11 protein-coding genes are annotated in these 13326 nt (G+C 56.4%); 4 read left to right on the top strand and 7 right to left on the bottom strand.

The features are described 5' to 3' along the window. Positions 1-30 precede the first annotated feature (30 nt). The 3 genes from ACKWMY_RS23935 to ACKWMY_RS23945 form a co-directional block, all read right to left on the bottom strand. Complete coding sequence (locus ACKWMY_RS23935) at positions 31-1485, bottom strand: alpha/beta hydrolase (RefSeq protein WP_409487184.1); 1455 nt, start codon at positions 1483-1485, stop codon at positions 31-33. Between the two features lie 148 nt (positions 1486-1633). Further along, positions 1634-2101, bottom strand: coding sequence for a glycine zipper 2TM domain-containing protein (locus ACKWMY_RS23940; RefSeq protein ID WP_199062777.1), 468 nt, complete (start codon positions 2099-2101; stop codon positions 1634-1636). 329 nt (positions 2102-2430) lie between these two features. Then, a complete protein-coding gene (locus ACKWMY_RS23945; RefSeq protein WP_074031669.1) occupies positions 2431-2883 on the bottom strand; it encodes a periplasmic heavy metal sensor in 453 nt (150 codons plus the stop codon). A gap of 154 nt (positions 2884-3037) precedes the next feature. Here ACKWMY_RS23945 and ACKWMY_RS23950 point away from each other — a divergent pair, with 154 nt between their 5' ends. Genes ACKWMY_RS23950 through ACKWMY_RS23960 form a run of 3 tightly spaced genes read left to right on the top strand, consistent with a single transcriptional unit; the run spans position 3038 to position 6303 of the window. After that, entirely contained in the window at positions 3038-3211 is a 174-nt protein-coding gene (locus tag ACKWMY_RS23950) for a hypothetical protein (RefSeq protein ID WP_309048240.1), read from the top strand. Further along, entirely contained in the window at positions 3201-4973 is a 1773-nt protein-coding gene (locus tag ACKWMY_RS23955; protein ID WP_081375856.1) for a PAS domain-containing sensor histidine kinase, read from the top strand. The genes ACKWMY_RS23950 and ACKWMY_RS23955 overlap by 11 nt, the downstream gene beginning before the upstream one ends. Next, positions 4960-6303, top strand: a complete 1344-nt coding sequence (locus ACKWMY_RS23960; RefSeq protein ID WP_074031679.1) for a sigma 54-interacting transcriptional regulator — start codon at positions 4960-4962, stop codon at positions 6301-6303. Before ACKWMY_RS23955 ends, ACKWMY_RS23960 begins: the two co-directional genes overlap by 14 nt. A gap of 612 nt (positions 6304-6915) precedes the next feature. Here the strand turns inward: ACKWMY_RS23960 and ACKWMY_RS23965 are convergent. The 4 genes from ACKWMY_RS23965 to ACKWMY_RS23980 all read right to left on the bottom strand — a co-directional run bounded on the left by ACKWMY_RS23965 (position 6916) and on the right by ACKWMY_RS23980 (position 11932). Next, positions 6916-8247 (bottom strand): c-type cytochrome, encoded by a 1332-nt coding sequence (locus ACKWMY_RS23965; protein ID WP_409487185.1) that lies wholly within the window; start codon positions 8245-8247, stop codon positions 6916-6918. A 6-nt stretch (positions 8248-8253) separates the two neighbouring features. Further along, entirely contained in the window at positions 8254-10524 is a 2271-nt protein-coding gene (locus ACKWMY_RS23970) for a molybdopterin cofactor-binding domain-containing protein (protein ID WP_409487186.1), read from the bottom strand. Further along, positions 10521-10994 (bottom strand): (2Fe-2S)-binding protein, encoded by a 474-nt coding sequence (locus ACKWMY_RS23975; RefSeq protein ID WP_074031689.1) that lies wholly within the window; start codon positions 10992-10994, stop codon positions 10521-10523. The genes ACKWMY_RS23970 and ACKWMY_RS23975 overlap by 4 nt, the downstream gene beginning before the upstream one ends. Positions 10995-11194: 200 nt before the next feature. Further along, the gene (locus tag ACKWMY_RS23980; protein ID WP_065686958.1) at positions 11195-11932 is read right to left on the bottom strand and encodes a carbonic anhydrase; all 738 of its coding nucleotides are present in this window, start codon (positions 11930-11932) and stop codon (positions 11195-11197) included. 267 nt (positions 11933-12199) lie between these two features. Between ACKWMY_RS23980 and mltB the strand changes: the two genes are divergently transcribed. Next, positions 12200-13279, top strand: coding sequence for a lytic murein transglycosylase B (gene mltB / locus ACKWMY_RS23985; protein ID WP_024530721.1), 1080 nt, complete (start codon positions 12200-12202; stop codon positions 13277-13279). Positions 13280-13326 lie beyond the last annotated feature (47 nt).

Below are 13326 nucleotides of genomic sequence, written 5' to 3' on the forward strand. Positions count from 1 at the left end.
CCGATTGGGTACTGGCCGGGTTAACCTGCCCTATTTTGTTGGTGCCGGGCCGATGTTGTCATCGATACGCTTGAGCATATAAGGGAAGAACGGGTTGGAGGACAGACGCATCAGCGAATCCAGCCCGACCACCAGCACCGCCCGCTCGCCACGTGCGGCAAAGGTCCCCAGGCTGATGCCGTATTGATTGCGCGGTTCCGGGTAGCGCCCGTACAGGGAATCACTCAGCGGGAACGGCAACGCCACGTGCGACAGCGAGAAGATATCCGGCAAATAGGTGATACCGAGCGGAACGGTGGTCTCTGCCGTTTGCCCTGCGAGGATGGTACGCGCCTCGGTATCGGTAGTTTCCGGTGTCACGTTGGTGACGATGGTGGCCGTATAGTTACGCGGTGGCGGTGGCAGCAGCCGCGGCAGCGCGGTATAGGATGAGCTTCGGAGTAACGGCCCAAACGCTACCGCCTGGTTTAAATCAAATAACACCACCTCACTGCCGTTGGCGGGGAGATGGTTATACAGCGCTGTAATCACCGCACGGGTGCTGACAGTCGAGTCCATCACCGATTGGAACGTCAGAATCGGTGGCAATTCGCCCATTTTGCCATTGCGCGAATCGGCGGCAATCTGCTTTTGCAATGCCTGGGTTAGCTGGAAGGACTGGCGTGCCGCGTTCACCGGGAACGAATTGTATTTGAACGGGTTAAACTCCGGCACAATTCCCAGCCAGGCGGCTTTGGCAAACGCCGGGAAGATGGCAGGCCAACCGGCAATACCGGCAAAACGGGCAAAGCTGGTGACGCCGATCATCGGAGAAATCAGCACCACACGCTGGGGTTTGGTCAGCCGAGGGTCATCCAACGCATCTAACGTGTATTTCATCGCCAACGCGCCGCCGTTTGAGAAACCAACGATATGCAGCGGGACGTCGTCACCTGCCAGGCGCTTGGCTTCACGGATCGCCAAGCGGGTGGCCGCCATCCAATCCTGCCAATCCACATCGGTCAGTGCTCCCGGTACGGTGCCATGCGCCGGTAAACGAATACCGACCGCCACATAGCCATATTCACGGTAATTATCCGCGATATGCCGCAGACTGTAAGGGGTATCGGTCAAACCATGCAACAGCACGACAGCACCTTTCGGTTTGCCGTCCGGCATCATGATGTAGGAGCGGTTCCAGTCGGTGGGGAATTTCTCGGGATAGATCGGGCTGCCGGCATAGTAGCGGTTCAACGAGGTCTGCTGGCTGCTGTCCAGCTTGTCGGTCACATTCTGGCGGACCTCTTTGAAAATGGCGTCCTCGGCAGTCAGATAATCCGCCCAACTGGCCTTATCGATCTCATCGGCGCGCATTTCATTGGGGACAAAGGTATGCCAAAGCTGTAGTGATGGCCCACGCTGAGTTTCATAAACTCGCATGCCCAGTGCACCGACGATTAACACCACCAGCAGCAAGGCAATGCGTTTAATCCATTTGATAAACATCAGGTTTAACTCCGTTTTTTATTGTAATGGCCGAGCCGGAAAACTCGCTTTTACCCCGCAAGGGGAGTTCGTCCCTGAATTCTGTATCCTATCAGCAAGGGGGCCATGTTGCGGCCTGACACCTAAACCGTGAAGCAACTTGTTCCCTTTAGCGTGGTGATACGGTGGTGGTGCTGCCATTGGTCACCAGTGCGACGCGCTGCCCGTTATGGAACTGGGTTGAGCCCTGTGCCTGAACGACCACGATATTCACGCCATCATCCCGGCGCACTTCCAGTTCCACCCCGGCGCTGCGGTTCATGGCGCTTTGGATACCTGAGCCAGCAGCTGCGCCCCCAACGGCACCTGCCGCCGTTGCCAGATTGCGCCCTGTTCCCCCCCCCACGGTGTTACCCAGGAAGCCACCTACCACAGCCCCGCCGATGGCTCCAGCGGCGTTGTTGCCATCACCCCCCTGGATGGTGACCGGGCGCACGGAGACCAGTGTGCCATAAGTGACGAAGTTGGCCTGCCTGGCCTGTGCTGCTGTAAAGGTATCGCCGGAAGCGGTGCGATTAGCGTTACATCCGCTGAGAACGGCGGCAGCAAGAGCGACAACAATGATTGTTTTATTCATGAGATAACTCCGAGCAAGTTAAGTGCGCAAAGAGACAGTCGCTGTCTCATGCAAATAAGTATGGCAGGAACTTGATTTTATTCAGGTGATACGACAAAAAATTATATTCGGGCGTAAGAATAGAGATTAAGCGTTTTAGTATGCTGTTTTGCGTCAATTTCCCAAGGATATTCTCATTAATAAGTCTTAAATCAGTCTTATTAATTGTTCTTAAGGGAGAAATCAATGGCGGGGGTAGCCTGAGCAATCCTGGAATTGCGAAGAATTGGTGGGAGAAACCAGAACAGGTCTGGCGTTCTCCCGATTTTATCTGAGGGTAATGTTAGGGCTTAACGGCAGCCGCGTCCGCCGCCCATCCCAGCTCCGCCCATCCCACGGCCCATCATTGGCACGCCGGCCTTGGCCAGATCGGTATCCAGCGCCACGCGTTGTTGGTACAGGTTGTCACGCAATGCGGTAACTTCTTTGCTCACGGCCAAGACCTTTTGTTCATCCAAAGGCTTGCTGGTCAGAAGCGCCTGATATTCGTATTGCTTGGACATCAGCTGTTGGCGCAGATCGGCGGTTTTCGACTGGAACTCATCAAAGGCTTTCTGGCTGACGGCTTGCTGTTCAGGCGTCAAGTTCGCGCGGTTACCGTGCTGATAACCCATCCCCTGATGAGTTCCCTGTGCATTGGTCATGTTTGCGTGGTAACCATTTTGCGCCAGCGCAGTAGTGCTAACACCGGCTAGCAGGGCAACGGAGATAATGGCGGCGAAGGTGGTTTTAGTTAGCGTCATGATTGATTTCCTTTTGTTTAGGGTTCATGGATTCCATTTCTTTCATTGCAACCGTCGTGCCAGCTTCAGGCTGGCATGGGAATTGTATAGATCCAGGATCGCCTTTTGGGCTGGGCTAGCTCCAACCAACGGGTACCAGCCAAGGAGTGTCAGCATGCAGCGCGTTAAGTTTATGACAGTAATAAAAATAACTGACGGTAGAGGATGGCCGTTTGCTGGTCGCAATCCAGAGATAAAGTGGGTTATTTTTACTCGCCATACTGATAGTGTGGGTAATAATTACCCGCACGCTGGCGTGCCGGTTGCAGAGGAAGCCAATGGAATTTAAAACCAAATCGACGCTCTTACCTGCCTGGATAGCGATTGCTGCGGTCGCGTTACTGCTCGGCATTATCATCACCCTGGCCATTAAAGATCTGCAGCGTGGTCGTGAGGTGGAGATCCAAACGCTACGAGAAAAAAGCGCGGTGTTGATGAGCTCGTTTGAATCCGGTGCCCGTACCGGTATGGGGATGCGTTGGCGTCACGATCAGCGCCAAACCCTGTTGGAGGAGATGGCCTATCAGCCGAACGTGCTGTACATCGCCATTACCGATCGCTCTGGCCGCATCCTGGCGCACAGCGATCCGCAACGCGTTGGCCAGCAGCTGTATAGCCCGCAACAGATGGCTGAGCTGAAAGTCTCCAGCGATGCACAATGGCATATGACGGTTTTTGATGAGCCACAGGCTCAGCAGCAGAATGCTTTCGAAGCCTACCGTTGGTTTAAGCCGCTCAAACGTGGTAGCGGCCACGCCGGCCATATGATGAACCGATCGCGTATGCAGGAGGCTGCCGAGTTTCAGGATGATGAGCAGGCCGTCATTTTTGCGGCGTTAGACACCGTCGCGCTGGATGCCGCCCAGGCAAAGGATATGCGCAACACCTCGATTTTGCTGTCCATCCTGCTGTTGCTGGCGTTAGCCAGTGTGTTGGCGCTGTTCTGGGGGCGGCGTTATCAACGTTCCAGCCAGCAGTTGCAGGACTCAAGGGCCTTCTCCAGCGAAATTATCAGTAACTTGCCGATGGGCTTGATCACCACCAATGAGCAGCACCAGATCCGGGTGGTTAATCATGCGGCAGAAGTGATGTTGGGTTGTCGTGCCGCCGAGCTGTTTGGCCAGCCCAGCCATCAGGTGCTGCCCGCCGAATGGCAGCAACTGGCGCAGAAAAGTAGCCACGGCCAGCCGATTATCGAACAGGATATTGACTATCGGCTAGCTGGCGGGCAGAGCCTGCCGTTGAGCCTAAGCGTGGCGAATATTGTTAATCACAGCGGCCATTTTCTGGGCAACGTGTTTATCTTCCGCGATATGCGGGAAATTCGCCAACTGCAAGAGGAGATCCGCCGCAAAGAAAAGCTGGCGGCTATCGGCGATTTAGCGGCTGGCGTGGCCCACGAAATCCGCAATCCGCTTTCCTCCATCAAAGGCTTCGCCAAGTATTTTGCCGACCGTTCGCCTGCGGGTAGCGAACAGCATGAACTGGCCAAGGTGATGGCGAAAGAGGTCGATCGTCTCAACCGGGTGATCACCGAGTTACTGGCGCTGGTGCGCCCTGCCGATCTGCGTTTTCAGCGGGTGGCGATTAACGAGGTGATCGAACATTCGCTGCACCTGATCCGCCAGGATGCAGAGAGTAACAATATCGTCCTCCGTTCCCGTTGTGATGAAGCTTTGCCGCTGGTGGAGATCGACCCCGATCGCCTCACTCAGGTGTTGCTGAATCTCTATCTCAATGCCATCCAGGCGATTGGCTCGAAAGGCGTACTCGAGGTTGACGTTGAAGTGACCAAGGATGGGGCGATGCGCATTACCGTCAGCGACTCGGGTGCTGGTATCCCACCCGACGACCTTGGAAAAATCTTTAACCCTTACTTCACCACCAAGGCGACGGGCACAGGTCTGGGGCTAACCATGGTGCAGAAAGTGATCGAGGAGCATCAGGGGACGATCGCCGTGACCAGCGGCCAACCAACGGGCACACGCTTTACAATGGTGATCCCACTTAGTCACCAAACACTGCAGGGAGAGGCTCATGCAGACGCCTAATGCACATATTTTGCTGGTTGAGGACGATCTCAGCCACTGCACCATCCTCCAGGCGCTGATAAACGGCTGGGGTTACCGGGTCAGCGTGGCGCATAACGGCCGACAAGCGTTGGAGCAGGTCATGGCGCAACCGTTTGATCTGATCCTCAGCGACGTGCGGATGGCGGAAATGGACGGCATCGCGGCGCTGAAGGCCATCAAAAGCTATAACCCGGCGATCCCGATCCTGATCATGACTGCCTATTCCAACGTGGAGTCTGCCGTGGAAGCGATTAAGGCGGGGGCTTATGACTATCTGACCAAGCCTCTCGATTTCGATACGTTGCAGCTCACGCTGGCACGCGCGCTGGAGCATACCTCGTTAAAAAGCGAGAACCAAGATCTGAAGCAGCGCTTGCGGTTCGAACAGCAAAATTTTATTGGCCGCAGTGAACCGATGCGCAAACTGCTGGAAATGATCGCCATGATCGCCCCTTCCGAAGCAACGGTGTTGATCAGCGGCGAATCAGGCACTGGTAAGGAGCTGATAGCCCGGGCCGTACACGCCAATAGCCTGCGCAAGGATCGGCCATTGGTGAGCATCAACTGCGCCGCCTTGAGCGAATCTTTGTTGGAGTCGGAGCTGTTCGGTCATGAGAAAGGGGCATTTACCGGTGCCGACAAACGCCGGGAAGGGCGCTTTATGGAGGCTGACCAGGGCACGCTGTTCCTGGACGAAATTGGAGAAGTCTCGCCGTTGATGCAGGCGAAATTATTGCGGGCGATCCAGGAGCGGGAGATCCAGCGGGTGGGCAGTAATCAGACCCTGTCGGTGGATGTACGCCTGATCGCGGCAACTAATCGGGATCTGTTGGCGGACGTGGAGGCTGGCAGATTCCGCCAGGATCTCTACTATCGGCTGAATGTGGTGACGGTGGACAGCCCGCCGCTGAGGGCGCGCCGCGAAGACATTCCCCTGTTGGCGATGCACTTCCTAGCCAAATTTGCCGAGCGTAACCGTAAGACGGTCAAGGGATTCACCCCGTTGGCGATGGATATGCTGCTGAAATACCCCTGGCCGGGCAACGTGCGTGAGCTGGAGAACAGCGTTGAGCGTGGGGTGATCCTGCTGAGTGGGGACTTTATCAGTGAAAAAGAGCTGCCGCTGAGCGTCAGCCAGTGCGCCGATGTGCAGCCGGATCGCCAATGTGGCCAAGCGATCCAGCCGTTGGAGCAGGTAGAGAAACAGGCGATTTTGGCGGCGCTTGAACAAACTGCGGGCAACAAGACCGAGGCGGCCAAACAGCTCGGCATTACCCGTAAGACGCTGTTGGCCAAGTTACAGAAGTAGCTTCTGGCTTCTGTTCACACCCCCTCACCCTAACCCTCTCCCACAGGGAGAGGGGACCGATCGAGTCCCCACTGAATTACAGCAATTTGTCTTTATATTAAATAGTTACAGAATAACTTTGCCCCCTGCCACGCGCTCCGTTCAGCTCCCCCCCCCTTTTTTGAGAGAGGGTTGGGGTGAGGGGAGCTGCGATCTCCGGCTGACCATTGATTATCCAGACGGTGTCACAGATTGCTTCCCATACCTGATCACAACGCCGTATCAGCTCCCTCTCCCTGTGGGAGAGGGTTGGGGTGAGGGACGCAGCGACCCCCGGCTGACCAGTGATTATCCAGACGGTGTCACAGAGCGCTTCCCATACCTGATCACAACGCCGTATCAGCTCCCTCTCCCTGTGGGAGAGGGTTGGGGTGAGGGGAGCAGCGATCTCCGGCTGACCATTGATTATCCAGACGGTGTCACAGATCGCTTCCCATACCTGATCACAACGCCGTATCAGCTCCCTCTCCCTGTGGGAGAGGGTTGGGGTGAGGGACGCAGCGATCTCCGGCTGACCAGTGATTATCCAGACGGTGTCACAGAGCGCTTCCCATACCTGATCACAACGCCGTATCAGCTCCCTCTCCCTGTGGGAGAGGGTTGGGGTGAGGGGGCGGTTTCCGCTCGTAGTTCAGCCACCCGTTGCTGCACATCAGGCCACGGTTTTTGCTTGGCAAAGTCCTGCCGTAGATAGTTCAGTAGCGCGGCGATTTGCTCGTCGTTGAGGTTATAACGGAACGCAGGCATATAACCCAATTCGCCTTTGGCCGGATGCTGGATACCGGAAAGCACCACGCGGATGGCATTATCCGGGCTGCTGCTATACAGGTTGCTGTTCAGGACCAGGGAAGGGCGTACGCCCTGCATCTGCGCGCCTTTCTCCTGAGAGTGACAAGCCATGCAGGCCCCGGAGAAAATTCGGGCCCCCTGTGATGACAGCGGCTCTACCCTTTGCTCCGCTAATCGGCTGATCTCTGCGGTCTTACCGGGCAGGCTTTGATCCTGAGGATGGAAGGAACTCAGATAGGTAGCAATGGCCTGTAAATCTTCTGATGGCAACTGAGAAAGCCCCTCCTCGATCACTGGTGCCATCGGCCCTGCTGCCACGCCGTGGTTAGCCGAGTAGCCGGTTTGCATAAAGGTCACTAAATCTTGCTTGCTCCAGGCCAGCGGTAATTGATCGTTGGCCGTCAGAGCCGGAGCGGTCCATCCTTCTGCGACACCGCCGTTTAGATGTTCGCTGCCCCCTTGCTCCCCAAACAGAAAGTTTCGTGGTGAATGACAGGCGCTGCAATGGCCCAGCCCCTCCGTCAAATAGGCCCCCCGGTTCCACTCTTTACTCTGGCTTGCGTCTGGCTGCATGGCACCGGGCGTCAGATAGAGCCAGTTCCAGGTCACGATACCCTGACGGATATTGAAGGGGAAATGTAATGAGGTTTTCGGCGGCTGGTAGTGCACCGCTGGCTGCGTCATCAGGTAAGCGTACAGTGCCTTGAGATCTTCGTCGCTGGTGCGGGTAAAGGCGGTATAGGGGAAAGCCGGGTAGAGGTAATTGCCCTGGCGATCGACCCCGTGACGCATGGCGCGTTCAAAGGCGGGATAGGACCATCTGCCAATTCCTGTTTCCAGGTCGGGCGTAATATTGCTGGTATAGATGGTGCCGAACGGGATCTCCATCGCCAGCCCGCCGGTATTGCGTTCACCACCGGGGCGAGTGTGGCACACCGCACAATCGCCAAGAGCGGCTAGGCGCTCACCCTTTTCAATCTGCGCCTGGCTGAAATTGCGGGTATTCAGGGGCTCGGTTTGCACCATTTCTGGCTGCCAGGTGGCAATCCCACCTACCGCGACGATGATGGCAACGGCCAGCGCGCCCAGCCCGGCGATTTTCTTTATCTTGTGCATAATGTGTTACCTGTTTGCATGGCTGGAAGAGGTGGCAGTAGCTAAAGCCTTCAGGATCCGTTCCGGGGTGAAGGGGACTTCACGCAGTCTGACGCCCAGCGCATCAAATAACGCATTGGCGATGGCGGCAGCGCTAGGTACGGAGGCGGATTCACCGGCCCCCATCGGCGGCTCATGTGGGTTATCCAGCAGTTGGATATCCACCTCTGGTAGTTCGTCAAACCGCAGCAGAGGGTAACCGCCCCAATCCAGTGAGGTCACTCCGCTGCCGTCAAAGGTGACAAACTCTTTCAGGACCCGGCTGGCAGACTGGATGATGTTGCCATGCACCTGATGGCGCACCCCGGCCGGATTGACGATTTGCCCGCAGTCGTGGGCAACGTAGATCTTGTTCAGTTTGATCTGCCCGTTGCGGCGATTAACGCTGAGATCGCAGACCCAGGCCGCCCAGGCGGCACCAAAACCGGGGAATTTGCTGTGGAAGTAACGGGCATAGGCGAAACCTCGGCCATTGACCACTTCTTGATCCTCGTCCACTGGATTACGATGGGCGGGGCCATCCTGCCAGTTGGCCTGTTTTTTCAGCGCGTGGATCAACGTAATGGCGCGCGGATCGGTTAAATATTGCAGCCGGTAGGCGATCGGGTCCTGTTTGGCGAGGTAGGCCAATTCGTCGATCCAGCTTTCATGGGCAAACACGTTCGGCAGCGCCGACACGCCACGCATCCAGGAAGCCCGCACGATGGGGGCCGCATCTTCCGCAATTACCCGCATATGCGGATATTCATACTGAGGCACGGCGGTACGATCACCCATTTGCTGCACATCTGCCCGATTGGCGACCTTGCCGGTTAATACCAGCGGCAGGGTAACGGCGTTGTTGGAGGGATAGCTGGTTCTCAGCTCATAGGCGGCGACCTGATGATTGGCATCCAGCCCGCCACGTACGCGGATCAATTGCCCGGTACCTTTTGGCTCCCAACCCGCTTCCTGCTCGCGCATCAACTGCACCCTCACCGGCTTGCCAGTGGCATGCGACAGTAAGGCCGCATCTGCCGAAACGTCATCGGCACAGTTACGGCCATAACAGCCGGAAGCTTCCATGCGGTTGATGTGCACCTGTTCCAGCTCCCGGCCAAGCAATTTGGCAATGTCTTTGCGCAGGTCGTGGGGATTTTGCGTACCAGACCAGATTTCCACCTGATGCGCGTTTACCTCGGCCACGGCACAGGAAGGGCCGATGGAGGCATGTAAATGATAAGGCCAAACGTAGTCGACATTGACCTGCGTTGTGACTGCGGCAAGGGCGTCGGTGGTGCCCGGATCGTCGCGCAAAATTCGCTCGGCTTTCGGCATGGCTTCCAACGTAGCGTGCAGCTTGTCCAAAGACAGATCGGGTAACCCGGCCCAGGGCTGCCATTGCACCTTTAGTTGGCGCATGGCTGCGATCGCCTGTTCCTCACGCTCGGCTACGATGCCGATAAAGTCATTGATGACCACCAGTTTGACAATGCCGGGCAGGTGGGCGATGGATCCCCGATCGACGGAAATCATCGCTTTTCCCAACGGCGCGCTGCTGTCTGCTCCGGCATAAGGCGGGCGTACGACCCGGCCATGTAACATGCCAGGTAGGCGCATATCATGCACATAGGTCAGTTGGCCGCGAACCTTGGCCGGAATATCGACGCGCGCCACCGGTTTGCCTACATACTGGCCGCTTTGCGGACTTTTCAGCACCACATTGCTGTCCAACGGCAGATGCAGATCCTGCCCACGCGCCAGTTCGGCGTAGCTCAGGCGGGCTGAGGGGGCATCTGGGGCAAAGACGAAGCCATTGGCGGTTGTCAGCTGTGAGGCCGGGCGCTTGAAGGCCATAGCTGCCAGTTCCACCAGCAATTGCCGTACCTGCGCTGCTGCCTGACGCAAGGGAACCGAGGTTACCTGAATGGTGGCGCTGGCGATGGTTGGGCCTTGATCGGGCGTGCGATTGGTATCGCCCAGGATCAGCGTGACATCGTCGAAAGCCACGTCCAGTTCATCGGCGACAATCTGTGCCAGTGAGGTGCGTATGCCGGTGCCGAGATCGACGTGGCCGTTAAACGCGGTCACTTTGCCGTCGGCACTGAGGGCAATAAAGCTGCTGATACGGTCCAGGGGGATCGCTTTGCCTGCGGCGGCAGGGCTATCCGCCAACGCGTTGAAGGGTAACAGGCTGCTGACCATCACTACGCCACCCGCCTGAAGCAGGCGGCGACGGGTTATTTGCATCTCCATCATTGGGCACCGCGCTCGGCCAGTAGCCGCTTGGCCTGTTGCGCCGCAGCCAGAATTTCCAGATGGGTACCGCAGCGGCACAGGTTGAAGGCTAATTCGTTTTTGATCTGTTGCTCGCTGGCTTGCGGATCGCGTTCAAATAGCGCCACCAGCGTCATAATCATGCCGTTGGTGCAGTAGCCACACTGTGCGGCCTGTTCATCGATAAAGCCCTGTTGCACCGGGTGTAAATGGCCTTCCTGGCTTAGCCCTTCCAGCGTGGTGATCGTTTTCCCTTGTGCAGCAGACAGCGGGGTAGAACAAGAGCGGGCCGCAACGCCGTCGATCAGTACGGTACAGGCACCGCATTCACCCAGGCCACAGCCATATTTGGGGCCGTTGAGTTGTAAATCGTTGCGTAGGACATACAGCAGGGGAGTCTCTGGTGGGATATTGCTCAGTGCGACCAAACGGCCATTAACCTTAATTTCCATGTAAAACCCTATCCTTGGTGAGTTTAATTTTTTGTGAATTCTATGTTGATTACTGGGTGGGTGTTTGATCAAAAGAGGGATTTTTAATGATTCGCAGAATAAATATTGAAACAGGGCGTGATGTAATGCATTGATACTCAAGAAGAGTTATAAGCAGCGGCGAGCCAATGTCGCCGCTAGGGTGATAGGGTATCTAGGCGTTAAGCAAGAAACTCGACCTTGCCGCCGTCAAGATGGTACATGCTGCCTACAATCTTGATTTTTCCTTCCTCTTCCAGCTTTTTCAGCACCGGGCTGTTTTTGCGGATATCGGCAATGGTCATCTCGACGTTGGTTTTGGCCACGGCATCGACAAATTCATAGTTGCTACCGCTACGTTCGCCTTTAAATTCGGTCTTGTCGATGGCCGGCTTGATCTTGTTGAGCAGCCCGGTCAGGTTACCCAGTTCGACGTTTTCGATGGCCCCTTTTACCGCCCCGCAGGCGGTGTGTCCCATCACCAGCACCACTTTGGCTCCGGCAGCGGCACAGGCAAACTCCATGCTGCCCAGAATGTCGTCATTCTGGATATTACCGGCAACGCGTGCGTTAAAGGTTTCACCAATGCCGACGTCAAACAGGAGTTCCGCCGGGGCGCGTGAGTCAATGCAGCTTAAAATGACCGCCGCCGGGAACTGCCCCTGAGCGCTGGCCTGCTTCTGGGCGACATAGTCATGCTGCTGCATTTTGCCTTCACGAAAGCGCATATTGCCTTGTTTAAAGCTGGCGATGATGTCGTCCGGCGTCATTTTATCGCGCTGTTCTTTGGTCATCGCGGCGGCAAAGGCCACTGACGGCGCAGTGAAACCGGCAATGCCGGTCATGGCTAATACTGAAAGGGCTGCGGTACGTTTTAGCAGGGCACGGCGTGGCGGTTCTTGATCGGGGAGCTTACTCATATACGTTATTCCTCGTGTGCTGTGTTGGAGAGAAAACACATTGATTGCGCCAGTTCCCAGGGGCAATGAAACAACCTGGCGTAGTGGCGTTGAACGGGTATCGCCTTGATAAAGGTAAGCACTACTAAGTGTATATGTGACCTTGCTTTTTAGCTGGGTATTTTGTGAACAAAATGAGGCCGCCGGGGACCAGATTCCTGTTTGTTCGCGCCAGACAATGGCTTAACATAGCGACAACTTTTTTTGCCTGGCCTATATGGATATCCGATGCGTCATCTGGTTACGCTTTTACCCCTGATCCCTTTGCTGGCTGCCTGTAGCAGTGAGCCTAAACCTTCCGAGCAACTGGCCCCCCCAGATAGCCTGGTGCAGAGTGGCTTTGTGCTTGAACCGGAGCATGCCATTCATCCGCTGGGCGGCGACTTTGCCGATAATCCGGCGACGGCGCGCTTTATCGACAAGATGGTGCAGGAGCACGGCTTTGAGCGCCAGCAGTTGCATGACGTGCTAGCCCAGGCCAAGCAACTGGACTGGGTGGTGGCTCTGATGGATAAGCAGGCACCGGCAGGTAAGCCATCGACCACGCCAAACGGCGCTTGGATCCGCTATCGCAACAAGTTCCTGACGCCGGACAACGTGCAGAACGGGGTGGTATTCTGGAATAAATATGAGGCGGATCTCCAGCGCGCCTATCAGGTTTACGGTGTACCGCCAGAAATTATCGTGGGCATCATCGGGGTAGAAACTCGCTGGGGCCGGGTGATGGGCAAAACGCGCATTATCGATGCGTTGGCGACGCTGTCGTTTAACTACCCACGCCGTGCTGACTACTTTAGCGGTGAATTGGCCACCTTCTTGCTGATGGCGCGTGCCGAAGGTGACGATCCGCTTTCCCTGCGCGGCTCCTACGCCGGTGCGATGGGCTACGGCCAGTTTATGCCTTCGTCGTTCAAGAGCTATGCGGTTGACTTTAACGGTGACGGCCATATCAACCTGTGGGATCCGGTGGATGCCATCGGCAGCGTGGCCAACTACTTCAAAGCTCATGGCTGGACGCGTGGGGCAACGGTGGCGGTGCCGGCTAATGGCCAGGCTCCTGGTTTAGAGACTGGTTTTAAAACCAACTATTCGGTCGCTACGCTGGCCGCGGCGGGCTTGACGCCGCAAGGTTCGTTGGAAGGTAATCAGCAGGTCAGCCTGCTGCGACTGGATATGGGCAACCGTTACCAATACTGGTACGGCTTGCCGAACTTCTATGCTATCACCCGCTATAACCACAGCGTGCATTATTCGATGGCGGTGTGGCAGTTGGGTGAAGCGGTGGGCAGGGCTCGGCGCGGGCAGTGAGTTTTTCTGATTTTTGAGCGAGTTTCAGGCGTAAAAAAACCCGATGG

Origin of the sequence: Serratia sp. J2 (genome assembly GCF_046269175.1) — a bacterium.
Lineage (GTDB): Bacteria > Pseudomonadota > Gammaproteobacteria > Enterobacterales > Enterobacteriaceae > Chania > Chania fonticola_C.

Excerpts from the sequence above, each read along its gene's own strand:
- ACKWMY_RS23950 (WP_309048240.1), top strand. The coding sequence starts at position 3,038 with ATGCAGCGCGTTAAGTTTATGACAGTAATAAAAATAACTGACGGTAGA.
- ACKWMY_RS23960 (WP_074031679.1), top strand. The coding sequence starts at position 4,960 with ATGCAGACGCCTAATGCACATATTTTGCTGGTTGAGGACGATCTCAGC.
- ACKWMY_RS23980 (WP_065686958.1), bottom strand. The coding sequence starts at position 11,932 with ATGAGTAAGCTCCCCGATCAAGAACCGCCACGCCGTGCCCTGCTAAAA.
- ACKWMY_RS23935 (WP_409487184.1), bottom strand. The coding sequence starts at position 1,485 with ATGTTTATCAAATGGATTAAACGCATTGCCTTGCTGCTGGTGGTGTTA.
- ACKWMY_RS23955 (WP_081375856.1), top strand. The coding sequence starts at position 3,201 with ATGGAATTTAAAACCAAATCGACGCTCTTACCTGCCTGGATAGCGATT.
- ACKWMY_RS23965 (WP_409487185.1), bottom strand. The coding sequence starts at position 8,247 with ATGCACAAGATAAAGAAAATCGCCGGGCTGGGCGCGCTGGCCGTTGCC.
- ACKWMY_RS23970 (WP_409487186.1), bottom strand. The coding sequence starts at position 10,524 with ATGATGGAGATGCAAATAACCCGTCGCCGCCTGCTTCAGGCGGGTGGC.
- ACKWMY_RS23945 (WP_074031669.1), bottom strand. The coding sequence starts at position 2,883 with ATGACGCTAACTAAAACCACCTTCGCCGCCATTATCTCCGTTGCCCTG.
- ACKWMY_RS23975 (WP_074031689.1), bottom strand. The coding sequence starts at position 10,994 with ATGGAAATTAAGGTTAATGGCCGTTTGGTCGCACTGAGCAATATCCCA.
- mltB (WP_024530721.1), top strand. The coding sequence starts at position 12,200 with ATGCGTCATCTGGTTACGCTTTTACCCCTGATCCCTTTGCTGGCTGCC.
- ACKWMY_RS23940 (WP_199062777.1), bottom strand. The coding sequence starts at position 2,101 with ATGAATAAAACAATCATTGTTGTCGCTCTTGCTGCCGCCGTTCTCAGC.